At 70.9% G+C, this 26,785-nt stretch carries 22 protein-coding genes and 1 pseudogene; 16 read left to right on the top strand and 7 right to left on the bottom strand.

The window, feature by feature from the left end; all coding sequences use genetic code 11:
* Positions 1-36 precede the first annotated feature (36 nt).
* The 3 genes from HPC71_RS18530 to HPC71_RS18520 all read right to left on the bottom strand — a co-directional run bounded on the left by HPC71_RS18530 (position 37) and on the right by HPC71_RS18520 (position 3,925).
* The gene (locus tag HPC71_RS18530; protein ID WP_171897035.1) at positions 37-1,056 is read right to left on the bottom strand and encodes an inorganic phosphate transporter; all 1,020 of its coding nucleotides are present in this window, start codon (positions 1,054-1,056) and stop codon (positions 37-39) included.
* A 3-nt stretch (positions 1,057-1,059) separates the two neighbouring features.
* Positions 1,060-1,677: a DUF47 domain-containing protein gene (locus HPC71_RS18525; protein ID WP_216656459.1), complete on the bottom strand. Its 618-nt coding sequence runs from the start codon at positions 1,675-1,677 to the stop codon at positions 1,060-1,062.
* 148 nt (positions 1,678-1,825) lie between these two features.
* The gene (locus HPC71_RS18520; protein ID WP_171897353.1) at positions 1,826-3,925 is read right to left on the bottom strand and encodes an RNA degradosome polyphosphate kinase; all 2,100 of its coding nucleotides are present in this window, start codon (positions 3,923-3,925) and stop codon (positions 1,826-1,828) included.
* A 138-nt stretch (positions 3,926-4,063) separates the two neighbouring features.
* Between HPC71_RS18520 and HPC71_RS18515 the strand changes: the two genes are divergently transcribed.
* Positions 4,064-5,098: an alpha/beta hydrolase gene (locus HPC71_RS18515; protein ID WP_253943783.1), complete on the top strand. Its 1,035-nt coding sequence runs from the start codon at positions 4,064-4,066 to the stop codon at positions 5,096-5,098.
* 41 nt (positions 5,099-5,139) lie between these two features.
* Here the strand turns inward: HPC71_RS18515 and HPC71_RS18510 are convergent, their stop codons facing one another.
* Positions 5,140-8,244, bottom strand: coding sequence for a coiled-coil domain-containing protein (locus tag HPC71_RS18510; RefSeq protein WP_154615262.1), 3,105 nt, complete (start codon positions 8,242-8,244; stop codon positions 5,140-5,142).
* A 100-nt stretch (positions 8,245-8,344) separates the two neighbouring features.
* Positions 8,345-8,707: a DsrE family protein gene (locus HPC71_RS18505; RefSeq protein WP_154615263.1), complete on the bottom strand. Its 363-nt coding sequence runs from the start codon at positions 8,705-8,707 to the stop codon at positions 8,345-8,347.
* A gap of 260 nt (positions 8,708-8,967) precedes the next feature.
* On the opposite strand from HPC71_RS18505, the gene HPC71_RS18500 reads away from it, so the two are divergent.
* The 9 genes from HPC71_RS18500 (at position 8,968) to HPC71_RS18460 (ending at position 18,589) form a co-directional block, all read left to right on the top strand.
* Entirely contained in the window at positions 8,968-9,462 is a 495-nt protein-coding gene (locus tag HPC71_RS18500; protein WP_171897034.1) for a heme-binding beta-barrel domain-containing protein, read from the top strand.
* Positions 9,462-9,902 (top strand): Fur family transcriptional regulator, encoded by a 441-nt coding sequence (locus HPC71_RS18495; RefSeq protein ID WP_154615264.1) that lies wholly within the window; start codon positions 9,462-9,464, stop codon positions 9,900-9,902. Before HPC71_RS18500 ends, HPC71_RS18495 begins: the two co-directional genes overlap by 1 nt.
* Positions 9,899-10,846: a CAF17-like 4Fe-4S cluster assembly/insertion protein YgfZ gene (ygfZ, locus tag HPC71_RS18490; protein WP_154615265.1), complete on the top strand. Its 948-nt coding sequence runs from the start codon at positions 9,899-9,901 to the stop codon at positions 10,844-10,846. The genes HPC71_RS18495 and ygfZ overlap by 4 nt, the downstream gene beginning before the upstream one ends.
* 84 nt (positions 10,847-10,930) lie before the next feature.
* Positions 10,931-11,989 carry a YihY/virulence factor BrkB family protein gene (locus HPC71_RS18485; protein ID WP_154615266.1) on the top strand — a complete coding sequence of 353 codons (1,059 nt, stop codon included), beginning with the start codon at positions 10,931-10,933 and terminating at the stop codon, positions 11,987-11,989.
* Between the two features lie 10 nt (positions 11,990-11,999).
* Positions 12,000-12,209: a hypothetical protein gene (locus tag HPC71_RS18480; RefSeq protein ID WP_154615267.1), complete on the top strand. Its 210-nt coding sequence runs from the start codon at positions 12,000-12,002 to the stop codon at positions 12,207-12,209.
* Between the two features lie 123 nt (positions 12,210-12,332).
* Positions 12,333-15,356, top strand: a complete 3,024-nt coding sequence (locus HPC71_RS18475; RefSeq protein ID WP_154615268.1) for an amidase family protein — start codon at positions 12,333-12,335, stop codon at positions 15,354-15,356.
* Between the two features lie 143 nt (positions 15,357-15,499).
* The gene (locus tag HPC71_RS18470; protein ID WP_216656458.1) at positions 15,500-16,633 is read left to right on the top strand and encodes a glycosyltransferase; all 1,134 of its coding nucleotides are present in this window, start codon (positions 15,500-15,502) and stop codon (positions 16,631-16,633) included.
* The gene (locus tag HPC71_RS18465; RefSeq protein WP_171897033.1) at positions 16,630-17,646 is read left to right on the top strand and encodes a GDP-mannose 4,6-dehydratase; all 1,017 of its coding nucleotides are present in this window, start codon (positions 16,630-16,632) and stop codon (positions 17,644-17,646) included. The genes HPC71_RS18470 and HPC71_RS18465 overlap by 4 nt, the downstream gene beginning before the upstream one ends.
* A 16-nt stretch (positions 17,647-17,662) precedes the next feature.
* Positions 17,663-18,589 (top strand): NAD-dependent epimerase/dehydratase family protein, encoded by a 927-nt coding sequence (locus HPC71_RS18460; protein WP_171897032.1) that lies wholly within the window; start codon positions 17,663-17,665, stop codon positions 18,587-18,589.
* Here HPC71_RS18460 and mshD read toward each other — a convergent pair.
* Both mshD and HPC71_RS18450 read right to left on the bottom strand, forming a co-directional pair.
* Positions 18,578-19,411 carry a mycothiol synthase gene (mshD, locus tag HPC71_RS18455; RefSeq protein ID WP_171897031.1) on the bottom strand — a complete coding sequence of 278 codons (834 nt, stop codon included), beginning with the start codon at positions 19,409-19,411 and terminating at the stop codon, positions 18,578-18,580. The genes HPC71_RS18460 and mshD overlap by 12 nt on opposite strands.
* Before the next feature lie 34 nt (positions 19,412-19,445).
* Positions 19,446-20,189 carry a winged helix-turn-helix transcriptional regulator gene (locus HPC71_RS18450; RefSeq protein ID WP_171897030.1) on the bottom strand — a complete coding sequence of 248 codons (744 nt, stop codon included), beginning with the start codon at positions 20,187-20,189 and terminating at the stop codon, positions 19,446-19,448.
* An 83-nt stretch (positions 20,190-20,272) separates the two neighbouring features.
* Here HPC71_RS18450 and HPC71_RS18445 point away from each other — a divergent pair, with 83 nt between their 5' ends.
* From HPC71_RS18445 to HPC71_RS18420, 6 genes and pseudogenes are all read left to right on the top strand, one after another.
* Entirely contained in the window at positions 20,273-20,578 is a 306-nt protein-coding gene (locus tag HPC71_RS18445; protein ID WP_154615271.1) for a MoaD/ThiS family protein, read from the top strand.
* Positions 20,579-21,078: 500 nt separating this feature from the next.
* Positions 21,079-21,546, top strand: coding sequence for a DUF4395 domain-containing protein (locus HPC71_RS18440; protein WP_154615272.1), 468 nt, complete (start codon positions 21,079-21,081; stop codon positions 21,544-21,546).
* A 135-nt stretch (positions 21,547-21,681) separates the two neighbouring features.
* The gene (locus HPC71_RS18435) at positions 21,682-22,530 is read left to right on the top strand and encodes a sulfurtransferase (RefSeq protein ID WP_154615273.1); all 849 of its coding nucleotides are present in this window, start codon (positions 21,682-21,684) and stop codon (positions 22,528-22,530) included.
* A 227-nt stretch (positions 22,531-22,757) separates the two neighbouring features.
* Positions 22,758-23,054, top strand: coding sequence for a DUF1416 domain-containing protein (locus HPC71_RS18430; RefSeq protein WP_154615274.1), 297 nt, complete (start codon positions 22,758-22,760; stop codon positions 23,052-23,054).
* A gap of 725 nt (positions 23,055-23,779) precedes the next feature.
* Positions 23,780-25,153 carry an O-antigen ligase family protein gene (locus tag HPC71_RS18425; RefSeq protein ID WP_154615275.1) on the top strand — a complete coding sequence of 458 codons (1,374 nt, stop codon included), beginning with the start codon at positions 23,780-23,782 and terminating at the stop codon, positions 25,151-25,153.
* 318 nt (positions 25,154-25,471) lie between these two features.
* Positions 25,472-26,720: pseudogene (locus tag HPC71_RS18420) on the top strand (IS3 family transposase).
* Positions 26,721-26,785 lie beyond the last annotated feature (65 nt).

Here is a 26,785-nt window from a genome sequence, read left to right as displayed (position 1 = left end):
CCCCTCGGGCAGCCCGCGCGAGCGGGAGAAGACGACCTACGGCAGCTGGAAGACGTACCGGCAGACGAGGTAGACGAACGCGGCGACGGCGCCGGCGGCGGGGAAGGTGGAGACCCAGGCGACGACGATCGAGCGGGCGACGCCCCAGCGGACGGCGGAGAAGCGCTTGGTGGCGCCGACGCCCATGACCGCGGAGGTGATGGTGTGGGTGGTGGAGATGGGGGCCTCGAAGGCGTAGGCGGTGGTGTAGAGCACCGACGCGGCGACCGACTCGGCGGCGAAGCCGCGGGCCGGGTCGAGGTGGATGATCCGGCGGCCGAGGGTGCGCATGATGCGCCAGCCGCCGGCCCAGGTGCCGGCCGAGATCGCGGCGGCGGCGGCGAAGATGACCCACAGCGGCAGGTCGTCACCGGCGCCGACGTACCCACCGGCGAGCAGCGCCAGGAAGATGACGCCCATCGTCTTCTGCGCGTCCTGGAGGCCGTGGCCGAGCGCCATGGCGGCGGCCGAGGCGGTCTGGGCGAGCTTGAAGCCGCGGTTGGCCTTGTGCGGGTTGACCCGGCGGAAGATCCACATGATCGCGAGCATCACCGCGAAGCCGACGCCGAAGGCGAAGACGGGCGAGACCAGCATGGGGAGGATGACCTTCTCCATGACCGTGTCCCACTCGACGGTGACCCCGGCGGCGAGCGCCGCGCCGACCAGGCCGCCGATGAGGGCGTGCGAGGAGGAGGACGGCAGGCCGTAGTACCAGGTGATCATGTTCCAGGTGATCGCGCCGATCAGACCGGCCATCACGACCACCAGCGCATGGCTGGCGTTCGTGGTGAGCATGTCGTCGGGGAACGAGATCACCTCGGAGACGGTCTTGGCGACCTTCTGCCCGAGGAACGCGCCGATGAAGTTCATGACCGCCGCGAGCCCCAGGGCGACCCGCGGCGTGAGCGCGCGGGTCGAGACCGAGGTCGCGATGGCGTTGGCGGCGTCGTGGAACCCGTTCGTGTAGTCGAACACGAGGGCGACCACGACCACCGAGATGATGATCGCGAGCTCCACGGGTCAGGACTCCTTGACGGCGATCTGCTCCACCGTGTTCGCGACCCGCTCGAACGCGTCGATGGCGTCCTCGAGAGCCTCGACGATGTCCTTGAGCTTGAGGACCTCGATGGTCTTGAAGTCGCCGCTGAAGATGTTGGCGAGGATCCGGCGGTGGTTCTTGTCGCCGGCGTTCTCGAGGCGGTTGATCTCGATCCAGTACTCCTCGAGCGACTGCATCGACCGCAGGTTCGGCATCGCGGCCGAGGTCAGGTCGGCGCAGCGCTGGAGCAGCTCGACCTGGCCGGAGATCTCCGCGGGCATGTGCCGCACCTCGTAGAGCAGGATCATGTCGACGACCTCGTCCATCATGTCCATGACGTCGTCGAGGCCGGAGGCCAGCGAGTAGATGTCCTCGCGGTCGAACGGCGTGATGAACGTGGAGTTCACCCTCCGGATGATCGCGTGGGTGGTCTCGTCAGCGGCGTGCTCGGCGTCGCGCATGCGCTGGGCCACGGCTTCGTGGTCGGCGCCGTCGGCGAGCATCTCGGCGAGGATCCGGGCTCCGGTGGCGAGGTGGTTCGCCAGCTCGGTGAACTGGTCGTAGAACGATGCCTCGACCGGACGGAAACGCATACCCACGAAAGTGGCTCCTGAACGACGGGTGAAACGGCGTGAAAACGACGTGAAACAGAGTAGGGGCACGCTTGCGAGATCACGCAAGTGAGGCGGCGTGGTCCGCCCCGCCCGTGAGCCACTGCGCAGAGGCGGGTACGCCGCCGGGCCGGCCTCAGCCCGTCGTACGCCGCCGGCGCTGCCGCTCGATGAGCCACTCCTGCAGGTGGACCGGGCCGCGCGAGCGCTCCCACGCCCCGTCGGGGCCGAGCAGCCACGCGTCGGTGTCGGGGTCGAAGGCGCGGGTCAGCAGCTCGTCGACCACGGCGCGGCTGGCCTCGCCGGGCAGCCGCACCAGCACCTCGACGCGGCGGTCGAGGTTGCGGTGCATCATGTCGGCCGAGCCGATCCACGCCTCGGGCTCGCCGCCGCCCTCGAACCAGAAGATCCGGCTGTGCTCGAGGAACCGGCCGAGCACCGAGCGCACCTCGATGGTCTCGGAGAGCCCCGGCACGCCGGGCCGCAGCGCGCAGATGCCGCGGACGAGCAGCTGCACCGGCACGCCGGCCTGCGAGGCCAGGTAGAGCGCGTCGACGACGGCCTCGTCGACGATGGAGTTGGCCTTCATCCGGATCCGCGCGGGCCGGCCCTCGCGGTGGTGGGCGATCTCACGGTGGATCCGCTCGATGAGCCCGGAGCGCACCGAGTCCGGCGCCACGAGCAGCTGCTCGTACGACGCGTTGCGCGACCACCCCGACAGGTTGTTGAACAGGTGCGCGACGTCCTCGCCGATCGCGACGTCGGTCGTGATCAGCCCGAGGTCCTCGTAGGTGCGCGAGGTCTTCGGGTTGTAGTTGCCGGTGCCGATGTGGGTGTAGCGGCGGATCCCGCCGCCGGTGCCGGTCTCCTCGCGGACGACCATCGAGAGCTTGCAGTGGGTCTTGAGCCCGACCAGGCCGTAGACGACGTGGCAGCCGGCCTGCTCGAGCTTGCGGGCCCAGCGGATGTTGGCCTCCTCGTCGAAGCGGGCCTTGATCTCGACGATGACGAGCACCTGCTTGCCGGCCTCGGCGGCGTCGACGAGCGCGTCGATGATCGGGGAGTCGCCGGAGGTCCGGTAGAGCGTCTGCTTGATCGCCAGCACGTGCGGGTCCGCGGCGGCCTGCTCGAGGAAGCGCTGCACGGAGGTGGCGAAGGAGTCGTAGGGGTGGTGCAGCAGCACGTCCTGGCGGCGCGCGGCCTTGAACACGTCGACCGGCGCGGCGGACTCCACCTCGGCCAGGCGCGGGTGGGTGGTCGGGACGAACGCGGGGTACTTCAGCTCCTCGCGGTCGAGGTCGGCGATGCCGTGCAGCCCGCGCAGGTCCAGCGGGCCGGGCAGCCGGACGACCTCCTCCTCGGCCACGTCGAGCTCGGAGACCAGCAGGTCCAGCACGGCCGGGGTGATCGACTCCTCGACCTCCAGGCGCACCGGCGGGCCGAACCGGCGCCGCAGCAGCTCCTTCTCCAGCGCCGCGAGGATGTTCTCGGCGTCGTCCTCCTCGACCTCGAGGTCCTCGTTGCGGGTGACCCGGAAGGAGTGCGCCTCGAGAACCTCCATGCCGGGGAAGAGCTTCTTGAGCCGCTCGCGCATGACGTCCTCGAGCGGCACGAACCGCTGGTTCCCCAGCGGCACGAACCGGGTGAAGATCGGCGGCACCTTGACCCGCGCGAAGTGCTCCTTGCCCGTCTCGGGGTCGCGGAGCACCACGGCGAGGTTGAGCGAGAGCCCGGAGATGTAGGGGAATGGGTGGGCGGGGTCGACCGCCAGCGGGGTGAGGACGGGGAAGACCCGCTCCTTGAACAGCTTCCTGCAGTGCTTCTGCTCGGCCTCGTCGAGCTCGTGCCACCGGACGATCTCGATGCCGGCCTCGCGCAGCGCGGGGTGGATCTCGTCGCGGAACAGGCGGACCTGCCGCTCGCTGAGCTCGCGGCTGGTGCGCCAGATCTGCTCGAGCACCTCGCGGGGCATCAGGCCGGAGGCGGCCCGGACGGCCAGTCCGGCGGCGATCCGGCGCTTGAGGCCGGCCACCCGCACCATGAAGAACTCATCGAGGTTGCTGGTGAAGATCGCCAGGAACCGCACCCGCTCGAGCAGCGGCAGCGTGGGGTCCTCGGCGAGCTCGAGCACCCGCTGGTTGAACCGCAGCCAGGACAGCTCGCGGTCGAGGAACCGGTCGGCGTACTCCTCGACGGCGGCGACCGCCTCGTGGTCCGGGGCGTAGGGCGGCTCCACGTCGAAGGAGTCGTGGGGCGCCCGCTCGCGGGGCAGGAGGTCCTCGGCCGGTCCGGTCTCCAGGGTCACCTGGTCAGTGTGGCACCGGTCGGTGAACAGTGGGTGTCGTTGCGGGGCGGGCCCGCTACTGTCCCGGCCGTGAGCGCGAAGACCGTCGTCGAGGTGGCTGCCCTGCGGGCCCTGATGGGCCTGCCGGCCCCGGTCCAGCGGGTGCTCGCCGGGCCCCCGCTGCGCCGCGACGGGCAGACCCTCGCCGCCGACCTGCAGCTGATGCTGCGCATCCAGCGGCTGGTCCGCGAGCCGGCCATCGAGGCCCTGGAGATCGAGCTGGGACGCGAGGCGGCCCTGCGGCAGACCGGGCTCACCGCCGGTCGCCAGCCGGTCGGGTCGGTGCGCGACCTGGACGCCGGCGGGCTGCTCGCCCGCCTCTACACCCCCTCCGCGGCGCGCGGCGCGGTGCAGACGCCGGGCCCGCTGCTGGTGTTCTTCCACGGCGGCGGGTTCTTCTTCGGCGATCTGGAGACCCACGACGCGACCTGCCGGGTCCTCGCCGAGCGTGGCCGCGTGCGGGTGCTCGCCGTCGACTACCGGCTCGGCCCCGAGCACCCCTTCCCGGCCGCGCACGACGACGCGGTCGCGGCGTACCGCTGGGTCCTCGACCACGCCGCCGAGCTCGGCGCCGACCGCGACCGGATCGCCGTCGGCGGGGACTCCGCGGGCGGGAACCTCAGCGCGTGGGTGGCCCTCGAGGCGGCGCGGGCCGGGCTGCCGCTGGCCTGGCAGCTGCTGGTCTACCCGGCCACCGACGTGACAGGGGAGGCCGCGAGCAAGCAGATGTTCGGCTCCGGGCTGTTCCTCACCCAGGAGTTCATGGACCTCGCGGTCGCCTCCTACACCCCCGAGGAGAGCACGCGCACCGACCCGCGGGTCGCCCCGCTGCGCGCCGACCTGCCGGCCGGGCTCGCGCCGGCGTACGTCGTCACCGCCGGCTTCGACCCGCTGCGCGACGAGGGCGAGGCGTACGCCGCGAAGCTCGCGGCCGCGGGCGTCGAGGTGGAGCTGCGCCGGTTCCCCGACCAGATCCACGGCTTCCTCAACATCGTCGGCGCCGGCCGCACCTCGCGCGCGGCCGTCGACGAGATCGCCGACCAGGTGCGCGCCCGGCTCGGTTGAGGACCGCCCTGCGGGTCAGACCTCCGGGTCAGACCTCGGGGTCAGACCTCGGGGCGCCAGCGGCGCAGCGCCTCGGTGAACGCGACCGGGTCGACCATCGAGGCGTCGACCTCGAACGGCGGCAGGCTGCGGCGGTGGAAGAGCACCGCCCACCCGCGTCGGCCCGGTTCGCCGCGGACCTCGACCTCGGTGCGGGGGTTGGTCAGGTCGAAGGTGTGGTGGGCGTCGGCGACGCGGACGTCGACCACGCCGTCGGTGATCGAGACCTCGGTCTGCGGGGAGGCGGTGGCCCACCGGACGAGGAACGCCACGGTCACCACCGCGCCGACCGCCAGCAGCACCGGGTCGTCGTACCCCTCGAACCACGCGAGCGCCGTCAGCCCCGCCGCCACGGCCGCCGCGACCAGCCACAGCAGGCGCGGCAGGCCGCCGCCTCGGGGCTCGAGCGCCACGGGGGGCGTGTGGGCGGCCGCGGGCGTCGGCACGGGCAGGGGGGTGTGGACCTCCTCGGTCGGCTGGGAGAGCGGCCGGTCGGCCGGCTCGCCGCCCCGCGCCTCGACCAGCTGCTCGGCGAGCTCGGCGGCCCGGCGCTCGGCGACCAGGCGGTCCTCGAGCGCGGCCTCGACCAGCTCGGCCTGGTGGCGCACCGACGCCTCGACCGCGCTGCGTTCCATGGCCCGCTGCTCGGCCTTCTCCTCGGCGACGAGCCGCAGCGCCGACTGCTCCTCGGCCGCGCGCTCCGCGGCCAGGCGGGCCTCCTGGGCGGTGGCGAGCTCGGCGGCCAGCGCGGCCACCCGCTGCTCGGCTTCGGCTCGGGCGGCGGAAGCCTCGGCGGCGACCCGCGCGTGCTCGGCGGCGTCGCGCTCGGCGGTCTCGCGGGCCTCGACCGCGGCCCGGGCGGACTCCTCCGCCGCGAGCCGTGCCTCCTGCGCCTCGATCGCGAGCCGGGTCTGCTCGGCCGCGGCTGACTCCGCGACCTCCCGGGCGGCCGCGGCGATCCGCGCGGCGCCGGCCTGCTCCTCCGCGGCGACGAGCGCCGCGTGCTCGGCCTGGGCGGCCGCCGCCGCGAGCATGGAGGCGTCGTACGCCGACTCCGACGCGGCCGCCGCCTCGGCGGCCCGCTCGCGGGCGGACTGCTCGGCGGCTGCGCGGGCCTGGTGGGCCTCGGTGGCGAGGCGGGCGTGCTCGGCGGCTGCTTCGTCGGCGGTACGGCGCCCGTCGAGGGCCTCGCTGGCTTCGCGGGCGCGGGTGGTGGCGATCTCGTCGGCTTCTTCGCGGCCCCGGAGGGCGGCGGCCGCCGCGGCTGCCTGCTCCTCGGCGGCGACCAGCGCGGTGTGCTCGGCGGCGGCTGCTGCGGCGGCGAGGGCTGCCTGGTCGCGGGCCTCGGTGGAGGCGTTTGCTGCTTGCTCGGCGAGGTCGCGGGCGGACTGCTCGGCGATCTCCCGGGCGGCGTGTGCCTCGGCGGCGAGGCGGGCGTGCTCGGCGGCTGCCTCGTCGGCGGTACGGCGCCCGTCGAGCGCTTCGCTGGCTTCGCGGGCGCGGGCGGTGGCGATCTCGTCGGCTTCTTCGCGGCCCCGGTGGGCGGCGGCGGCCGCGGCTGCCTGGTCCTCGGCGGCGACGAGCGCGGTGTGCTCGGCGGCGGCTGCTGCGGCGGCGAGGGCTGCCTGGTCGCGGGCCTCGGTGGAGGCGTTTGCTGCTTGCTCGGCGAGGTCGCGGGCGGACTGCTCGGCGATCTCCCGGGCCTGGTGGGCCTCGGTGGCGAGGCGGGCGTGCTCGGCGGCTGCCTCGTCGGCGGTACGGCGCCCGTCGAGCGCTTCGCTGGCTTCGCGGGCGCGGGCGGTGGCGATCTCGTCGGCTTCTTCGCGGCCCCGGTGGGCGGCGGCGGCCGCGGTCGCCTGTTCCTCGGCGGCGACGAGGGCGGTGTGCTCGGCGGCGGCTGCGGCGGCGGCGAGGGCGGCTTGGTCGCGGGCCTCGGTGGAGGCTGCGGCGGCCTGCTCGGCGAGGTCCCGAGCGGACTGCTCGGCGGCCTCGCGGGCCTGGTGGGCCTCGGTGGCGAGGCGGGCGTGCTCGGCCGCGGCCTGGTCGGCGGTGCGGCGGCCGTCGAGCGCTTCGCTGGCCTCCCGGGCGCGGGCGGTGGCGATCTCGTCCGCCTCTTGGCGGCCCCGGTGGGCGGCGGCGGCCGCGGTCGCCTGTTCCTCGGCTGCGACGAGCGCGGTGTGCTCGGCGGCCGCTGCGGCGGCGGCGAGAGCTGCCTGGTCGCGGGCCTCGGCCGACGCGGAGGCGGCCTGCTCGGCGAACTCGCGGGCGGACTGCTCGGCGATCTCCCGGGCGGCGTGGGCCTCGGTGGCGAGGCGGGCGTGCTCGGCGGCCACCTCGTCGGCGGCGGCCCGCGCGGTGGCCAGCTCGGTCGCCCGGGCCTCGGCCGCCTCGAGCGCGGTCGCGGCCTCGGCGGCCGCCTCCTCGGCGGCGCGACGGGCGTCGGTGGCCTCGCGGTTGGCCTCCGCCAGCTCGGCGGCGCGTGCCTCCGCGAGCGCGAGCTCCCGTGCGGCATCGGCCGCGGACTCCTCCGCCGCGAGCCGGGCCTCGTGGGCCTCGGCCGCGAGCCGGGCCTGCTCGGCGGCCGAGGCGTCCGCAGCGGTCCGCGCCGCGGCGGCCTCCGCGGCGTACGACGCCTGCTCGGCGGCGTACGTCGCCGCCTCCTCGTGCCTGCGGGACGCCTCGGCAGCGGCCTCCTCGGCGGCGGCCCGCGCGCTGACGGCCTCGTCGAGGCTGGCCTCGGCGGCCTCGCGCCCCTCGGCCGCGGCGAGCGCGGCCGCGGCCTGCTCGGACAGGGCGGCCGCGGCCGCCTGCGCCTCGGCTGCGGCGGAGGCGAGCTCGCCCGCGCGGCGGTGGGCGTCCTCGGCCTCGGTGGCGGCGGCGCGGGCGGCCTCCTCGGCGACGAGCCGCTCGGCGGCCTGCTCGGCGGCGGCCAGCTCGGCGGCACGACGCAGCGACGTGGCCTGGTCGGCGGCCGCGGTCTGCTCGGCGAGACGCGCGAGCGCCTCCTCGTGGGTCAGCGGCGGGACGGGGGCAGTCGCCTGACGCTGGCGGCGGCGCCATCCGCGTGCGGTCGGGCCTTCCTCGGGGGGTGGCGCGGCCGGGCTCATGGGGCGGAATCGTATCGGTCCGCGCTGGGTGCCCCGTCCCCGCGGGAGGGGCTGGCGAGGCCGGGTGGGTCCGGTCGTCCGGCCGGGCGACCGGCGCGGGTCAGTAGACCAGCGCCTGGACCTCCGGCTGCAGGACCTCCTCGGCGAACGACGCCGCCCCGCGGATCGCCACGCCCTCGACGAGCTGCTCGGGGGTGATCTCCCGCCGGGCGGCGCACTGGCTGCACACGGTGACGGTGCCGGCCGCGACCACCGCGGCCAGCAGGTCGGGCAGGGGGGTGGCCAGCGGCAGCGTGAACGCCTCCGCCCGCCCGGGCACGCCGAACCACGCGGCCTCGCCGGTCAGCCACAGCGACACCTCGGCGCCGGACGCGACGGCGGCGGCAGCCACGGTGAACGCCTGGTTGCAGCGCTCGGGGTCCTCCGGTCCGCAGGTGACCTTGACGACGAGGGGGCGTGTCATGCCCCGACCCTAGGCCGCGCGCCCGCGCGCCCGCGCGCCCGCCGCCCGCCGCCCGCCAGCCGCCGGAGCGGCCTTCTGCGGCCAGGCCCGCGATGCGACGTACGGCGCACTTCTCAGGGGAGTCCTGCACATATCAGGGGAGATCTGCCCCGATATGTGCAGGAGTCACCGGTTAACCGGTGACTCCGACACCGGGGCACCGGGGAACCCGACAGCCGCCACACATCCCCCGACCCACCCCCACCGCCTAGACTCGACAGGTGCCTTTCCAGATCCCGGAGAACCTTCACCCCGACTGCGGCCCGGTCGCCTGGATGCTCGGCACCTGGCAGGGCAACGGGCGCGGCGACTACCCGACGATCGAGCCGTTCCAGTACGGCCAGGAGCTGGTCTTCCAGCAGGACGGCCGACCCTTCCTCCACTACTTCTCCCGCTCGTGGATCATCGACGAGGAGGGGCAGACGGTGCGCCAGGCGGCGCAGGAGACCGGCTTCCTCCGCTGCCGCCCCGAGGGGCAGGTCGAGCTGGTGCTGACGCACAACACCGGCTTCGTCGAGATCTGGTACGGCGCCGCCGAGAACGGCAAGCTCGAGCTGACCACCGACGCGGTCGCGCGGACCGAGTCGGCCAAGGAGGTCACCGCGGGCCACCGGCTCTACGGCAACGTCGAGGGCGACCTGCTCTACGCCTACGACATGGCGGCCGTCGGCCAGCCCCTGCAGCCGCACCTGTGGGCCAGGCTGCAGCGGGCCTGATGAGCACTCCCGAGGCTCCCGGCGCCGTCGACTGGCGCGACCGGCTCCGCGCCCGCGGCTACCGGCTGACCCCGCAGCGCGAGATGGTGCTGCGCGCGGTCGACGAGCTCGACCACGCCACGCCCGACGAGGTGCTGGCCAAGGTCCGCGAGCAGTCCTCGGCGATCAACATCTCCACGATCTACCGCACGCTCGAGGTGCTCGAGGAGCTCGGCCTGGTCCGGCACGCCCACCTCAGCGACCGCGCGCCGACGTACCACTCGGTCACCGACCACGAGCACTTCCACCTGGTCTGCCGGAATTGCCAGAAGGTCGTCTCGGTTGATCCCGACGTGCTCCGGCCGCTGACCGAGCGGCTCGAGGCCGACGGCTTCGTGGCCGACGTGGGCCACCTGACGGTCTTCGGCCACTGCACCGACTGCGAGGAGACCCCCCGATGACCCGCCCCAGCCCCCTGCTCGACCTCCCCGGCGCGGTCGCCGGCAACGGCATCGACGCACCGGTCGCGGCGCACTACGGCTCCTTCAACGGCGAGCAGCGCACGCTGGAGTCCGGCGCGGGGTTCGTCGACCTCTCCCACCGCGACGTGCTCCGCGTCGAGGGCCCCGAGCGGCTCACCTGGCTGCACAACCTGACCACGCAGCACTTCCTCGATCTCGCCCCCGGCGCCTGGACCCAGGCGCTCGTCCTCAGCCCGCAGGGCCACGTCGAGCACGCCTTCGAGGGGTACGACGACGGCTCGGCGTTCACCGCCCACACCGAGCCGGGCGCCGGCCCGGCGCTCGCGGAGTGGCTGGAGCGGATGAAGTTCATGACCCGCGTCGAGGTCTCGCTGGTGCCCGACCTCGCCACGATGTGGCGCCCGGCCGGCGGCGACCCCCGCGGCAAGTTCGACCTCGTCCCGCGCGACCAGCTCACCGCCTACGCCGCGGCCGCCGGGCCGGCGTGCGGGTTGTGGGCCTTCGAGGCGCTGCGCATCGCCCGCGGCGAGCCGCGGCTCGGGCTGGACACCGACCACCGCACCATCCCCAACGAGGTCGGCTGGATCGGCCCGGCGGTGCACCTGGACAAGGGCTGCTACCGCGGGCAGGAGACCGTCGCGCGGGTGCACACGCTGGGGCGGCCGCCGCGCCGGCTGACGCTGCTGCACCTCGACGGCAGCGAGAACCGGCTGCCCGTCCGCGGCTCCGACGTGATGCTCGGCGAGAAGTCGATCGGCTTCGTCGGCACCTCCGCGCGCCACCACGAGCTCGGCCCGATCGCACTGGCGCTGCTCAAGCGCAACGTCGCCACCGACGCCGAGCTGCTCGTCGACGGCATCGCGGCCGCCCAGGAGGTCGTGGTCGACCCCGAGGTCGGCCTGCACGTCCGCCCGCTGCGCTGACCCGGGCGGCCGCTGCCCCGACCTGATCGAGCCCCGGGCGGACCTGCCGGGTTTGCGGCGACCACCTGCGGCAACCGGGCGCACATGGCGCGCCACGAGACGAGCACCGACCCCAAGGAACACCCGGCCAAGCCGGACTCACCGGACGACCTGACCAAGCGGTCGTGGCTGTACGTCGCCCGCAAGACGGCCCGGGAGTTCTCCAAGGACCAGTGCACCGACGTCGCGGCGGCGCTGACGTACTACTCCGTCCTCGCGCTCTTCCCCGCCCTCATCGCGCTGACCTCGATCGTGGGTCTGGTCTCGGACCCGCAGAAGACGATCGACCAGATCCTCCAGGTCATGCGCGACATCGGCGCCGGCTCTCAGGCCGACACCCTCGAGCCGACGATCACCGAGCTGGCGCAGTCCCAGGGCGCGGGGCTCGCGCTGATCATCGGTCTGCTGACGGCGCTGTGGTCGGCGAGCGGGTACGTCGGCGCGTTCGGCCGGGCGATGAACCGGATCTATGAGATCCGCGAGGGCCGGCCGTTCTGGAAGCTCCGCCCGGTCATGCTGCTGCTCACCCTCGTCCTGGTGGCGCTGGTCGCCCTCGTCCTGGTCGGCCTGGTCGTCTCGGGCCCGGTCGCGGACGCCGTCGGCAGCCAGATCGGCCTCGGCAGCACGTTCGTGACCGTCTTCAACATCGCCAAGTGGCCGGTGCTGCTGCTGATGGTCGTCATCATCGTGGCGCTGCTCTACTACGTCACCCCGAACATCAAGCAGCCCAAGTTCCGCTGGATCTCGGTCGGCGCCCTGCTCGCGATCGTCGTGTGGGTCCTCGCCTCGGCCCTGTTCGGCTTCTACGTCGCGAACTTCTCCTCCTACTCCAAGACCTACGGCTCCCTCGCCGGTGTGATCGTCTTCCTGCTGTGGCTGTGGATCACCAACCTCGCGCTGCTCTTCGGTGCCGAGCTGGACTCCGAGCTCGAGCGCGGCCGCGAGCTCCAGGCGGGCATGCCGGCCGAGGAGAAGGTGCAGCTCCCGCCGCGCGACACCCGCAACATCGAGAAGCAGGACGAGAAGCACGCCGAGGACGTCGCGAAGGCCCGGGAGATCCGCGAGACCCACGGCAAGCCCGACAGCGACACGAGCGGTCGCTAACGTACGCCGCGTGCCGCTCCGCCTCCTCGCCGTCGTCCTGGCGGAGGTGGTCTCGATCCTGTGCGTGATCCTCATCGCCGGTCACGGCCCGCTGGCGGGTCCGGTGCTGATCGAGCTGAGCGCGGACCACGGGCTCAACCTCGGCGACATCCCGGTGCTCGGCCTGTGGTTGCTCGGCCTCGCGGCCTGCGGGGAGCTCTGGAGGAGAGGAGCGCCTTGAGACGGGGCAATCCCACCGAGCGCTCGCGGAAACCGCCCGGCAACACGACGCCTGTTGGCTGACGCGGCCCGCCCCGCCCGGGGCGGGCCACGTCGCATGAAGTCGCAGGAAAGAAGTCCCCCCTTGCCCACACGTTCGCGTCTCGCCGCCCTCGGGGTGGCGACCCTGGCCACGGCCTCGCTGGCCGCGACCACCGCGGTGCTCCCCCTGGGCGCCGCTCACGCCTTCACCTACGTCACCGACGCCCGGGGCACCTCCTGGGGCATCCAGGACTCCGCCTCGCCCGGCGCCGACACCGGCTCGATCCGGGCCACCCAGGAGGGCACGGGCGTCCAGGCGCCGTACTCCACGATGCTCAACGGGTACGGCGGCCTCCGGGTCACCGTCGACGGCCCGGCGCGGCACCGCTTCGACGGCGCGCTGCTGCGCGGCTTCGGCCTCGTCGAGGACGGCCCCGGCCGCTTCGAGTCGACCCGCTCGGTGGCGCTCGGCGGCGTCCACGTGACGCGCACGGTCGACGTGGTCGAGGAGGAGGGCCACGGCCGCTGGCTCGACACCCTCACCAACACCACCGATGAGCCGCTGAGCGTGGAGGTCGCCTTCGGCGGGCAGACCGGGTTCGGCACGACCGGCACCAACGCCAGCCGCGTGGTCGCGACATCCTCCGGCGACGACGTCCTCGACCCGGCCGACACGTGGACCGCCTCGGCGTCCGGGGCGGGCGCGGCCGGCGCCACCTGGCAGGGCCCGACCGCCACGGTGGTCGGCGACTTCCACCGCACGGGCGACTGGCTGCGCGACACCTTCACCGCGCCGTACTCCGCCGAGGGCCACGCGGCCAACTACCCGGCGTACGTCAACACCCTCACCCTCGAGCCCGGCGCCAGCGCCTCCCTGGTCCGCTTCGTCGCCGTCGGGGAGCGGGTCACCGCCGCCACCGCCGACGCCGAGCTGGCCGCGGTCACCGAGCGGGCCGCCGAGCTCGCCGCCGAGCCGGACCTCGACGGCCTCAGCGCGGACGAGGTCGCCTCGATCGTCAACCTCGACGGCGTCGGCGATGACGCCCCGGTGACGGTCGCCCAGCCGCCGGCGGCGGTCGAGCCGGCGCCGACCACCTCGGTCGGGTACGACGTCGTCGACAAGACCATCGCCGAGCTCCAGGCCGACATGGAGGCCGGCGTGACCACGTCGGTCGAGATCACCCAGGCCTACCTCGACCGGATCGCGGCGTACGACGTGGGCCCGTTCGCCTTCAATGCCTTCACCACCGTCGCCGCCGACGCCCTGGAGAAGGCCGCAGCCGCCGACGCCGCCCGCGCCCAGGGCCGCACCGGCGCGCTGCTCGGCATCCCGATCGCGGTCAAGGACCTCTACGACACCGCCGACATGCCGACCACCAACGGCTCGCTCACGTTCGAGGACTTCGTCCCGGCGCAGGACGCCTACCAGGTCGCGAAGCTCCGCGAGGCCGGGGCGATCATCATCGGCAAGGCGAGCATGGAGGAGTACGCCACCTCCGGGTCGTACTCCGACAACGCGTTCGGCACCGTCTGGAACGCCTTCGACCCGTCCCGCTCGGCGCTCGCGTCCTCCGGCGGCTCGGCCGTCGCGACCGCGACCAGCATGACGGCGGCCGCGCTCGGCTCGCAGACCGGCGACTCGCTCTACGCGCCGGCCGCCGCGGCCAGCCTGGTCACCCTGCGCGGCACCGACGGCATGCAGTCCGACCGCGGGGTCATGCCGCTGTCGTGGCTCCAGGACTACGCCGGCGCGATGACCCGCAGCGTCTCCGACCTCGCCGACATCCTCAACGTCGTCTCCGGCACCGACCCGCAGAACCCGGAGACCGCCGAGGCCGACGCCCACCGCCCCGAGGACTGGCGCGCCGTGCTCGACGCCGACGCGCTCGAGGGCAAGCGGATCGGCTACGTCCCCTCCACGTGGGTCGACCCGTACGGCACCTCGACCGTCATCGACGCCTCCGTGGCCGCCCGCGAGCAGCTGGCCGTCGCCGGCGCCGAGCTGGTCTCCGTCGCCGACGGACCGGTCGCCCCGGCTCGGCCGAACGTGGACGTCAACTGGGAGGGCTGGGCCCGCTACCTGGAGTCCCACCCCGAGCTCGACATGGACTCCCCGGCCGACGTGGTCTGCTCGCAGCTGAAGATGCCCTACACGACCTACGACCCGTCCTTCTGCGAGGGCAAGCGCCGGATGACCGACGCCGAGATCGAGGCGTGGCGCGGCTACCGCGTGCAGTACCAGGAGAACATCAACGCCTGGATGGACGCGAACGACCTCGACGCCGTCGTCTACCCGGGCCTGCTCTCGGAGATCTCGCTGAACGACGGCGGCGGCAACCGCTCGAGCTTCGGTCGCCGCGACACCCCCTCGGGCGGCTCCGGCGTCCCGACGCTGATGTTCCCGGCCGGCACCGACGCCCACGGCGCCCCCGTCGGCATCCAGCTCATGGGCCGCGCCTGGTCCGACGCCGAGCTGGTCGGCTACGCCTACGCCTTCGAGCAGACCGCCGCGAAGGCCGGCATCGGCCACGTCACCCCCGACACCGCCCCGGCCCTGACCGAGCGGTCCGCGCCCACCCTGGCCGTCCCGGGCGCCACCAAGGTCGCCTTCGGCCGCGCCACCACCGTCGCGGTCCGGCTCGGCTCCGCCGACGCCACCGGCACGGTCGCGCTCCGCAAGGGCGGCCGGCTCCTCGCCGAGGCGCCGGTGAAGGCCGGTGTCGCGAAGGTCCGGCTGCCCGCGAAGGCGCTCCGCCCCGGCAAGCACGCCCTGACCGCAGCGTACTCCGGCGACAGCCGGTACGCCGCCGCCTCGGCCGCCGCCACGGTCCGGGTCGCCAAGGCGGCCAGCCGCACCACCGCGACCCTCGCCCCGAAGGTCGTCCAGCGAGGCGACCGCCCGAAGGTCACGGTCACGGTCGTCGGCGCGAACGGCATCACCGCCACCGGCACGGTCCGCGTCAAGGCCGCCGGCAAGGTCCGCACCGCGACCCTCCGCAACGGGAAGGCCACCCTCCGCCTCGCCCCGCTCGCCAAGGCCGGTCGGATCCCCGTCAAGGTCGTGTACGTCGGCAGCGGCACCGTCGTCCGCAGCACCACCCAGGTGGTCGTCCGCGTCACGCGCTGACGTCCGCCTGACCAGCGGCCCCCGGCGTTTGCCGGGGGCCGCGCGCCGGTGGGTGACAGGCCCGATGCCGGATGAGGCGGAGTGCCCTCGGCTCCGGCCCAACTAGTAGGCGACGCCTGTCGCCGCATGCTCGATCTGATTGGGTGGACCCCGTGCCAGCACACGAAGTCGCGATTGCCCACGACTATCTGACTCAGCGCGGCGGTGCTGAGCGGGTGGTCCTGACGCTTGCACGCGCGTTCCCCGAGGCGCCCATCTACACCACCCTCTTCGATCCCGAAGGTACGTATCCGGAGTTCAAGAACCTGGATGTGAGGCCGTCACGCCTGAACGCCGTCGGCATCCTGCGTCGACAGCACCGCGCCGCGTTGCCCCTGCTACCGGCTGCGAGCAGGTCGATCAAGGTGGACGCTGAGGTGGTCATCGCCAGTAGTAGCGGCTGGGCACATGGGTTCGAGTCGAGCGGGAAGAAGCTTGTCTACTGCTACGCCCCGGCGAGGTGGGTCTACGAGCCCGATCGGTATCTAGGTGCCGACCCGTCGAAGGTCGTGGCGGCCGCGTTGAAGGTCCTGACTCCGTCCCTCCGGCGATGGGATCAGCGAGCAGCCTCTACAGCAGACCGCTATCTGGCGATCTCAACGGTCACCCAGGAGCGGATCCGGCGTGTCTATGGGCTCGAAGCACCTATCGTGCCCGCCCCGCACAGCGTGAACACTGGCGACGTCCCCCCTCGCGCGCCGGGGACTCGGCTCCCCGATCCCGGTTATTTCCTGGTGGTCTCCCGTCTGCTGCCTTACAAGAACGTGATGCCGATCGTCCAGGCGTTCGCATCATTGCCCGAGCACACCCTGCTGGTCGTCGGGGCGGGTCCGCAGAAGGCAGAGCTCCGGGACGCAGCTACGGACAACGTCACGTTCCTCGAAGGTCTCTCCGACGGAGAGATGGCGCAGGCCTACCATGGCTGTACTGCGCTCGTTGCAGCCAGTCACGAGGACTTCGGGCTCACGCCGCTCGAGGCGGCGGCCTACAGCAAACCGTCTGCCGTTCTCCGGTGGGGTGGGTTCCTCGATACGGTCGTCGAGGACGAGACGGGCGTCTTCTTCGACGTTCCCGAGTCGGCCTCGATCGTGGAAGCCTTGCAGAGATTGATGAGCCTCGAATGGCGAACGGAGATACTCCGTGCCCGCGCCGAGGAGTTCAGTGAGACCCGGTTCATCGATCGGGTGAAGTCGCACGTCGCAGATCTGCGAAGTGGAGAGAGGGAGAAGTGCCAGTGACCGAGACGCGTAGGGCCCTGATTACGGGAATCACCGGGCAGGATGGTGGGCACCTGACTGAACTGCTCCACAGCAAGGGCTACGAGATCTTCGGTCTCATCCGCGGCCAGCGCAACGCGAGGCGCGAGGCGCTTGTGCGTGAGTATCCCTATGTACGCATTATCGAGGCAGATCTGACCGATCAAACCTCGCTCATCAATGCGGTCCTGACATCGCAACCTCACGAGGTGTACAACCTCGGGGCCATCAGTCATGTCGGATACTCCTTCCGTAACCCGCAACTGACGAGCGACATCACGGCGAAGGGCGTGCTCAACCTGCTCGAGGCCATCCGGATCACCGGACAGCAAGAAACTGCGCGTTTTTATCAGGCATCCACCTCTGAGATGTTCGGGGGCTTGGATTACAACCGACCGGGCACGGGCTACAGCGAGGACTCGCTGTTCCATCCTCGCAGCCCGTACGGTGTAGCGAAGCTCTACGCCCACTGGATTGCGAGGAACTACCGGGAGAGCTACGGCATGTTCGTATCGACCGGTATCCTTTTCAATCACGAGGGTGAGCGGCGTGGTCTGGAATTTGTGACGCGGAAGATCACGAACGCCGTCGCCGGAATTCATCTGGGCCTGCAGAAGGAGATCGTCCTCGGCGACCTCTGGCCGAAGCGCGACTGGGGCTACGCCGGCGACTACGTCCGCGGGATGTGGCAGATGCTGCAGCACTCCGAGCCGGACGACTTCGTGCTCGCCACCGGGGAGACTCACTCGATCGAAGAGTTCCTCACGCTTGCTTTCGCTGAGATCGGCATTGACGACTGGCGGCCGTACGTCCGGCAGGATCCGGAGTTCATGAGGCCGGCTGAAGTCGACATTCTGCTCGGCGACCCGAGCAAGGCCGAACGTGTGCTCGGCTGGAAGAGAGAAGTGGACTTTCCCGGGCTGGTGCGGTTGATGGTCGAGCACGACATCGCGCTCCGGTCGGGCGAGCTCACGCCGAGCACCGCGGAGCGGTGACTACATGGGACAGCCCATGAGGATCCTCGTCACAGGAGCAAGCGGATTCGTCGGGTCTCACCTCATCCGCGAGCTTCGCGCGGCCGGTCACCTCGTGGTCGGGCTTGGCAGCACTGTGCCGGAACCAGCGACCTCGGCCCTGCTGGAGGACTTCGTCTCCGTGGACCTCGCAGATCACTGGCCGACCCTCCCGGACGCCGACGGCATCGTCCACTTGGCTGCACTGTCCGCGGTCGGTCCGTCGTTCGACGACCCTCAGCGCTATCTGTCGACGAACACCGCGATGGTTACGCATCTCGGCGAGTACCTTCTGGCGGCTTCCAGCCCCGCCCGGGTGTTGCTGGTGAGCAGTGGGGCCGTCTACGACCCACGTCAACCCCTCCCCATCGGTGAGTCTGGAAAACTGGCATTCACCTCGCCCTATGCGCTGAGCAAGGTCGCAACGGAGCATCAGGCCGCTTACTACACGTCCAGGGGATTGCCGTTCGTCGTTGTACGGCCGTTCAACCACATCGGACCGGGCCAGCGGCCAGGGTTTCTCGTTCCGGACCTCTACGGACAGGTGCGAGCCTCCCAGGCGTCGGGGGAGCCAATGACGGTGGGCGATCTGGAAACCGAGCGCGACTACACCGATGTACGCGACGTCGTCCACGCCTATCGCCTGCTCCTGGAAAGTGACGATGCCACGGGCGGGACGTTCAATATCTGCTCCGGCCAGGCGTTGTCGGGACGGGTCCTGCTCCGAGAACTGACAAAGGCCATGGGCGTCGGCGACGTCGCGGTGGAGGTGGATCCGCGACGGCTGCGGCCCGGTGACCCGCGACGCATCGTGGGTGACGCATCCGCGGTGGAACGGGCAGTTGGCTGGCGTCCGAAGTTCAGCGTTGGGCAGACCGTGAGGGACTTCGTCGCGACAGAGGCGGCGCATACGTCATCGGGGTGACGAACGCCGGTACTGCACGTGCGTGTCCGAGGCAGCGTGCTCGAACCCCAGCCCGCCGTAGACGGCGATGGCGGGCGCGTTGCCGGACTCGACATAGAGCAGCACCTCGTCGACGCCCTTGCCGACGAGGTGGTGCAGGCCGGCGAGCGTGAGCAGCTTGCCGAGGCCACGACCCTGGGCAGCCGGGGAGATGCCGACGACGTACACCTCGCCGAGGGTGGGGGAGTGCTGCTTGGTCCAGTGGAAGCCGAGCAGCTCGCCGGAGGTCGAGTCGACGGCGACCAGCAGGCCGGCGGGGTCGAACCAGGGCTCGGCCATCCGCTCGTGCAGGTTCGCCAGGTCCATCGCCCCCTGCTCGGGGTGCGCGGCGAAGGCGGCCGCGTTGACAGCGACGACGGCCTCCGCGTCGGACGGCTCGTAGCCGCGCACGGTCACGCCCTCCCGGACGGGAAGGTCCGGCAGCGGCACCGAGGACGGCCGCCGCATCACCCACAGCTCGCGCGCCCGGGCCAGCCCGTGGCGCTCCGCGAGCCGCGCTGCGGCCGGGTGGTCGCCGTGCGACCACGCCTCGACCGGGCCGGTCGGGGGCACGGCGGCGGCCGCGAGCTCGGTCCCGAGGCCGCGTCCCCGGGCGGAGGGGTGGACGACGAGTGTCAGGTCCTCGCCGACGAGCAGCGCGACGCCCTCGTCGCGGACCCAGGACCGCACCGAGTCCGGCCGGTTGCGGAGCGCCAACCAGGTCGCCTCGTCGAGCGGCGCGGCGCCGTCGGCCTCCTCGGCCGCGTCGGCGATGCGTCGTACGAGCTCGAGATCGACAGCCACGGCCCGAGTCTGTCAGGCGCCGGGCAACCGAGGTTCAGGCGTCCTGCTCGGCGCGATCGTCCGCGACTGCACGCGCGTCGTCGGAGGCCGCCTTCTCCTTGGCAGGCACCACGAAGCGGTAGCCGACGTTGCGGACGGTGCCGATCAGCGTCTCGTTCTCGGGGCCGAGCTTGGCGCGCAGCCGCCGCACGTGGACGTCGACGGTGCGGGTGCCGCCGAAGTAGTCGTAGCCCCACACCTCCTGCAGCAGCTGCTGGCGGCTGAAGACCCGACCCGGGTGCTGGGCGAGGAACTTGAGGAGCTCGAACTCCTTGAACGTCAGGTCGAGCGTCCGCCCGCCGATCTTCGCGGTGTACGTCGCGTCGTCGACGACCACCTCGCCCGACCGGATCACGTGCGCGTCGGGGTCGGCGGCGTCGCGCTGCGCGGTGAGCCGGCCGATCGCCAGCTTGATCCGCGCCTCGAGCTCGGCCGGGCCGCACGTGTGCAGCACGACGTCGTCCATGCCCCAGTCGTGGTTCACGACCGCGAGGCCACCCTCGGTGGCGATCAGCAGGACGGGCACGTCCGCGCCGGTCGTGCGGATTAGCCGGCACAGATCGCGGGCCTGGGCGAGCTCCTGGCGCCCGTCGACCAGCAGCAGGTCGGCGTCGGGCGCCTCGAGCAGGGCGCTGCCCTCGGCGGGCAGGATGCGAACCTGGTGTCCCAGCAGCGCGAGACCCGGCAGGACTTCGGCCGAGGGCTGCAGGGCGCTGGTCAGCAGCAACAAGGTGCTCACAATGGTCTCCTCCCGTAGGCGGGCAGGGGACCGGGACGCAACATTGGGCCTCGGTCGTGAAGTTCCGGGAAGGATAGCGAAACATGGCGGACACAGTGGATCGATCCAAGACAAATGAGACCGACACCATCCGGGTCCGCTACTGGGCGGCTGCGAAGGCTGCCGCCGGCACGTCGGAGGACCACCTCGAGGTCGACGGCCCGCTCACCCTCGCCGAGGTCCGTGACCGGGCGATCGCCCTGCACCCCGACGCCGACCGTCTCCCGGACATCCTGCGCACCTGCTCGACCCTCGTCGGCGACCGGCCGACCGCCTCCGAGGACCCCGACACCGTCGTGGTCGCGCCGGGGTCGCACGTCGAGTTCCTCCCGCCGTTCGCCGGAGGCTAGGCGGAGGATTCATTTGTTGCCGGTCACCCAATCTGGGGATGCCTCGGAGAGACTTGCCTTCCATCCTGAGGGAATGCAGTTGATCTCGCGCGCCGTGCCTCGGAGGCAGTGTCCCGAGTGTGGGCATCGCTGCGCGTTACTCACCCGGTTCTCGCCCGCTCCGGGGTCCTGCCGCGCGTGGGTCCGTGACGGTTTCATCGACGAGGACCGATGCGGATGCGCCTCGCGCGCGCACCGTGCCTGCTCAATCGCGCGTTGGCGCGAGGGTCGCGCGTCTCGAAAGATGGACATCCTGCCCATAGCGTGAGACCGCGATCCGAGTCTTCGGCAGAAAGTCCCCTACATTGGCTCCGTGCCCACGACCTTGCTGACCCGCCGACGCGCAGTCGACCACTGCCGCGTCCGCTCGTCGCTCTGTCGTACCTCCTGACGTTCCCGCCTGCACGGCTCCGCCGACCCCGGGAACGCTCCGACCGTCCCCCTCGGCTCGCAGGAGAAGCATGTTCGTCAGCACCGCCCCCAGCGTGGCTACGCCGTCCGGCGTCGACCCACGCGGCCCGCAGCTCACTGCGGCGGTCACGGCCGTCGTCCTGGCCACCGTGCTCCTCGTCCCGGCGTCGGCCGCGACGCTGCTCGTCGGCGTCCAGGCCGTCCTGTTCGCCATCGGCGCCCTCGGGGGCGTCCAGCGCACGCCGCACGCCTGGGTCTTCCGCCGGCTCGTCCGCCCGCGGCTGAGCCCGTCGGCCGAGCTCGAGGACCCGCGTCCGCCGCAGTTCGCCCAGGCCGTCGGCCTCGCTTTCACCGTCGTCGCCTTCGTCGGCTTCCTGGCCGGCGCCACGGTCGTCGGCCAAATCGCGACCGGCTTCGCGCTCGCCGCCGCACTGCTGAACGCGGTCTTCCGCTTCTGCCTCGGCTGCGAGTTGTACCTGCTGGTCCAGCGACCCCGCCCAGCCGCCTCCGCTGGTTGAGCAGCGAGGCGCCCCAGCGCCGCACCGCTGGTTGAGCAGCGAGGCGCCCCAGCGCCGAGCGGGTCGAAACCCCCGCAAGCCAAGCACCAACCCAACCACCGCCCTGACCCGAGAAGAACCAAGCAAGGAGCAGCCATGAGCCGCGAGAACTCCCTCGTCTCGACCCAGTGGGTCGAGGACCACCTCGACGACCCGAAGGTCGTCATCATCGAGGTCGACGAGGACACCACGTCCTACGACAAGGGCCACATCCGTGGCGCCATCAAGCTCGACTGGACGACCGATCTGCAGGACCAGGTCCGTCGCGACTTCGTCAACCGCGACCGCTTCTCCGAGCTGCTCTCCGAGCGCGGTGTCGCCAACGACGACACCGTCGTGCTCTACGGCGGCAACAACAACTGGTTCGCGGCCTACGCCTACTGGTACTTCAAGCTCTACGGTCACCAGGACGTCAAGCTCATGGACGGCGGCCGCAAGAAGTGGGAGCTCGACTCCCGCGAGCTCGTCGACGAGGTCCCCACCCGGGAGGCGACCACCTACACCGCGCAGGACCCCGACCTCTCGATCCGCGCCTTCCGCGACGAGACCGTCGAGGCGATCGGGGTCAAGAACCTCATCGACGTCCGCAGCCCCGACGAGTACGCCGGCCGCCTCCTCGCCCCGGCCCACCTCCCGCAGGAGCAGGCCCAGCGCGCCGGCCACATCCCCACCTCGCTGAACGTGCCGTGGAGCAAGAACTGCAACGACGACGGCACCTTCAAGTCCGATGAGGACCTCAAGGCGCTCTACGCCGAGGTCGGCATCGACGACTCCAAGGACACCATCGCCCTGTGCCGGATCGGCGAGCGCTCCTCGCTGACCTGGTTCGTCCTCAAGGAGCTCCTGGGCCACCAGAACGTCAAGAACTACGACGGCTCCTGGACCGAGTACGGCTCCCTCGTCGGCGTCCCCGTCGCCCTCGGCGACGAGCCCGGCGAGGCCTGACCAACCGCACCACCCCGTCCCGCCAGCGAGCGTGTCGAAACCCCGCAACCGAAGGCAGGGCCCGGTTCCGCTGACCGGGCCCTGCCACCCCGCTGGTTGAGCAGCGAGCGCCAGCGATTCCCGCTGGTTGAGCAGTGAGCGTGTCGAAGCCCCTTAACCGAAGGCAGGGCCCGGTCCCACCGACGGGGCCCTGCCTGCAGGAACAACAAAGCAAAGGAAGTAAGAACATGTGCGGTGCCACCGAAGGCGGTCTCCCGCTCGACGGCGTGAACGTCGCCAAGGAAGCCATCGTCCAGGGGCAGGTCCTGCGGGCCGGCGAGCCGGTCGGCAACGCCTACGTCCGCCTCCTCGACCGGACCGGCGAGTTCACCGCCGAGGTCCCCACCTCGGCCAGCGGCCACTTCCGCTTCTTCGCCGGCGACGGCGAGTGGACGCTGCGCACGCTCGCCCCGAAGGCTGACCCGGTGGACAAGCAGGTCGTGGCATCCGTGGGCACGGTCGCCGAGGTCGTCGTCGCCATCTAACAGGTAAAGCCCACCAGCGATTGGTTGGCGACGCCCCAAGGTGCCCTCACGTGCCCGCTCCAGCGATCCTCCCGACAGCAGCAGAGGGGGACGTCCGGTCCTTCGCCAGAAGCGGGGCGGGGGAACCAGTGGCGCCAAGGCCCTCGAAGTCACTTCGCCGACAGGACGGTCGGCTTCCGCTCACCAGCGCGACCTCGCCATCGACCGAGGCGAGACCCAGGACTCCTGGTTCCCCGACGGACTCCTCTCAAAGTGGCCTGCGTGGAAGTCCCGGATACCTGTCTGAGTAAGAAGTGCTGTCAATCTGAGCAGCCTCCTAGCGGCAGGGAGTCTGCCAGTCAACGATGTGTCTTAGGTCAAGGCGTGGTCCGAGGGTTGCGCCTGGCAGCACCGGTCGGAGGGCTCCGCCATGGTGTTGCACCTCGCCAGGTCTGCGTCAGGCGCCGCTACCCTTCTCGGGTGAACCGCAGTTCGATGCACCTTCCCTCAGTCCTGTTCGCCTGGGGACCCGGCGAGTGAAGTGCGCCTGTGTTCGGAGCCAGCGCAGGGAGGGGCGGGAGCGTTCCAAGCAAGCCGGTCCGTCGGGCGCACGTGACGGTTGCATCTGAGCCCGCTGCTCCGAAGTTATGAGCGTATCGCGCTTTGCCCGCGGAAAAGTGCGCGACTGTCACTGCGCGATTCGTTTCTTCTGGTGGGCTCAGCTAACTCGGCGAGAGAGGTGAGAGATGATTGGGCGCGAACTGCTGAGAAGCTCGGCCGCGCAGGTTGGCGGTGAGGTTCGGGAGCAAAGGCAGTCCTGGAAACTAATTCTGCTCTGCCTCGTCCTGCCCATCTCCTTTGTGCCGCTTGAAATTACTTCGGGCCGCGTAGTCAGTGTCGGGCCGTTCATTCTTGGGGCCTTCGTTCTATGTGCGGTGGTAAATGGCCTCTTCTTCTCGCGCCGTAGGCTACTTGGTCTCGAGGTTGCCCTAATTGCCTTAATCTGTTGGACCGTGGGTCGGTTACTGGTGATCGCGCCGCTTTCCGGTGAGTCGGTCGACCCGGCCCTGCTCCTGCGCGAGGTGGGCCTATTGCTCGGGTGTTTGGCTGCCCTGCGGATTGGTCAGTCGTTTGAGTTGAGGGAGTCAATCATGCGAGGCGTGACGCTCGCACTGATTGCAAGCGTCGCATTGGAAGCCTACCAATTATGGGCGGGTCTCCCGAGGCTCGAGGCGGCGGGTTATGTTCCCGGTGAGGACTACTACTACGCAACCGAGGAGGGTGGCTATCGGCCGTTCGGGGCATTTAGTGGGCCAACTACCTTTGCTACGCACTTAGCCATGTTGGGCGGCTTTGTGACGATGAGTGCGTCAACCAAGCTTGGTAAGTGGTCCGCTGGGTTTGTGACGCTATCCGGCGTGGCTGTCGCTGAAACGCGGGCCGCCGTAATTGGGCTCATGATTGCTGCATTGGTCCTCGCTTTGAGGTCGCCAGAGGTCCGGCGCTCCTTGAGCCTGATAGTGGTCCCAGTTGGATTGATCACGGCGGCGGTCGGCCTAGCGGTTCCTGGAGTGTTCTCGCCCCTGACCGACCGCATGCTGTCTGCAGTTGAGCAGACCGACACGTCACGCCTCTCTCGGGTTGCGCTGTGGCGGGGTGTCTTCGACGCGACGGCGGAGCGTGGCCATCTACTCGATGGTCTTGGCGCCACGCCTTGGAACGAAGTCATGCCATCGCAGGTTGGGCTCGCTGTCGCTGCATACGGGCACCCACACAGCAATTTCTTCCAGGAGTGGTATCGATATGGAATGGTCGGTGCGCTCCTCTTTGTGGCGGTCGTTCTGGCGCTGACCGCCCGACCGCTTCGGAATATTCGCGAGAGTGGTCGATACGCGGCTGGCGGCGTAGTGGTGGCGGTCGTATTCCTGGTCGATTCCGTCTTCAACAACAGTTTGTCGAGTGCGAACTTTGTTCTGACTGTGTTCCTACTGATTGGCATGGCTGGCCCCGAGGTTCGGCTGGCGCAGTCCCGGGACCACAAACCGCGTTGGTTGCGTCGCCGACTGTGTCCTCAACGCCGACCCAGACCGCACCCGGTTGACCGTCCCCTTTCGATATAAGCACGCGTGTTAGGTGGTCGCGGCGTCGGGTCACAACGCTCAGGCCGCCAGAGGCCAATCGAATTGGACAAAGGTTCTGGGCTGCCAGTCGATGCCCAGTCAAGACAAACGGGTGATATGTCCTTAGTTGAACGGTCCTCAAGCAATCGGAGACCCGCCATGGAATATCCGGTCTGATTCCGAGCATGGAACGTCCGCGCGTGCTTGGCCAGTGCGTGGTCTCCGACATAGCCGTGGAACTCGCTGGGGTGCTGCACGAACTGGCTAGAGGGTGAATCGCACTCGGTTTCATTCCGCTTGATCAGTCAGGATGGAACGATGGCTAGGTATACGAACGAGATGCGTGAGCGGGCGGTCTGGATGGTGGCCGAGGTCCGCTCCGAGCATCCGCACGAGACGGGCGCTCTGCGGCACGTCGCGGGGTTGTTGGGGATGAACGTCGAGACCCTGCGGCTTGTGGGTTCACCGCGCTCAGGTGGACGCCGGAGTTCGTCCGGGGACGACCTCGGAGGACGCCGAGGAGATCAAGCGCCTTAAGCGTGAGGTTGCCGAGCTCCGCAGGGCGAATGAGATCTTGAGGTCCGCTTCAGTGTTTTTCGCCAAGGAGTTCGACCGTCCCACGACGAAGTGATCCGCTACGTCGACGAGCACAAGGATCAGTTCGGGGTCGAGGCCATCTGCCGGGTGTTTGCGCCCGGCAGTTCGTGGGTTCATCACCTCCCGCGGCTACCGCGCGGCGAAGGCCAGGCCACCTTCGGCCCGGGCGTTGAAGGACGAGCTGCTCGTGCGGGAGATCGTCCGGCTGCACGCGGAGAACTACGGCGTCTACGGGGTGCGGAAGATGCACGCCCTGATGCGTCGGCAGGGCTGGGAGATCGGCCGCGACCAGACCTCGAGGCTGATGAAGGTAGTGGGCGTGCGGGGCGTGAAGCGCTCGAAGAAGGTGTTCACCACCAAGCCGGATCCGGCGGCGGTGAAGCCGGCAGACCTGGTCCAGCGCCGCTTCCACGCGCCCGCGCCGCGGCGCCTGTGGGTCGCTGACATCGCCTACGGCGCGAGCTGATCGGGGTTCGCCTACGTGGCGTTCGTGACCGACGTCTACTCACGTCGGATCGTCGGGTGGAACGTCGCTGCGACGTTGAAGGCCGACATCCTCCCGTTGCAGGCACTCGACATGGCTGCCTGGGGCGCCAAGCGCGAGCGAGGCGCCGATCTGACCGGGCTGGTCCATCACGCCGACCATGGGTCGAATCACCTCTCGATCGTCTACACCGACCGCATCGGCGAGCTTGGTGCGAAGCCGTCGACCGGGACCGTCGGTGACACCTTCGATAACGCGCTCGCCGAGGTCGTCAACGGGCTCTACAAGACCGAGCTGATCCGGCGTCGCGGGCCGTGGCGGACGATCGAGCAGGTCGAGCTCGCGACCTTGGAGTACGTGTGGTGGTGGAACAACCAGCGCCTGCACGGGGAGCTCGACATGCGCACCCCGCTCGAGGTCGAGGCGGCGTACTACGCTGCCCAAGAATCACCCCGGCCGGCACTCGCTGGCCAAGGGAACGCATAGGAACGAAACCCAGTGCGATTCAGGGTTTGGCGGCTCTTCCCAGATGAGGGTGTAGCGGGCGCTGG

It is taken from the genome of Nocardioides marmotae, assembly GCF_013177455.1.
Lineage (GTDB): Bacteria > Actinomycetota > Actinomycetes > Propionibacteriales > Nocardioidaceae > Nocardioides > Nocardioides marmotae.
This window is presented reverse-complemented; position numbering and strand designations above follow the sequence as displayed.

Coding starts and splice junctions, on each gene's coding strand:
- HPC71_RS18440 (WP_154615272.1), top strand. CDS start 21,079: ATGTTCGTCAGCACCGCCCCCAGCGTGGCTACGCCGTCCGGCGTCGAC.
- HPC71_RS18445 (WP_154615271.1), top strand. CDS start 20,273: ATGGCGGACACAGTGGATCGATCCAAGACAAATGAGACCGACACCATC.
- HPC71_RS18505 (WP_154615263.1), bottom strand. CDS start 8,707: ATGACACGCCCCCTCGTCGTCAAGGTCACCTGCGGACCGGAGGACCCC.
- HPC71_RS18510 (WP_154615262.1), bottom strand. CDS start 8,244: ATGAGCCCGGCCGCGCCACCCCCCGAGGAAGGCCCGACCGCACGCGGA.
- HPC71_RS18485 (WP_154615266.1), top strand. CDS start 10,931: ATGGCGCGCCACGAGACGAGCACCGACCCCAAGGAACACCCGGCCAAG.
- HPC71_RS18430 (WP_154615274.1), top strand. CDS start 22,758: ATGTGCGGTGCCACCGAAGGCGGTCTCCCGCTCGACGGCGTGAACGTC.
- HPC71_RS18435 (WP_154615273.1), top strand. CDS start 21,682: ATGAGCCGCGAGAACTCCCTCGTCTCGACCCAGTGGGTCGAGGACCAC.
- ygfZ (WP_154615265.1), top strand. CDS start 9,899: ATGACCCGCCCCAGCCCCCTGCTCGACCTCCCCGGCGCGGTCGCCGGC.
- HPC71_RS18495 (WP_154615264.1), top strand. CDS start 9,462: ATGAGCACTCCCGAGGCTCCCGGCGCCGTCGACTGGCGCGACCGGCTC.
- HPC71_RS18460 (WP_171897032.1), top strand. CDS start 17,663: ATGAGGATCCTCGTCACAGGAGCAAGCGGATTCGTCGGGTCTCACCTC.
- HPC71_RS18425 (WP_154615275.1), top strand. CDS start 23,780: ATGATTGGGCGCGAACTGCTGAGAAGCTCGGCCGCGCAGGTTGGCGGT.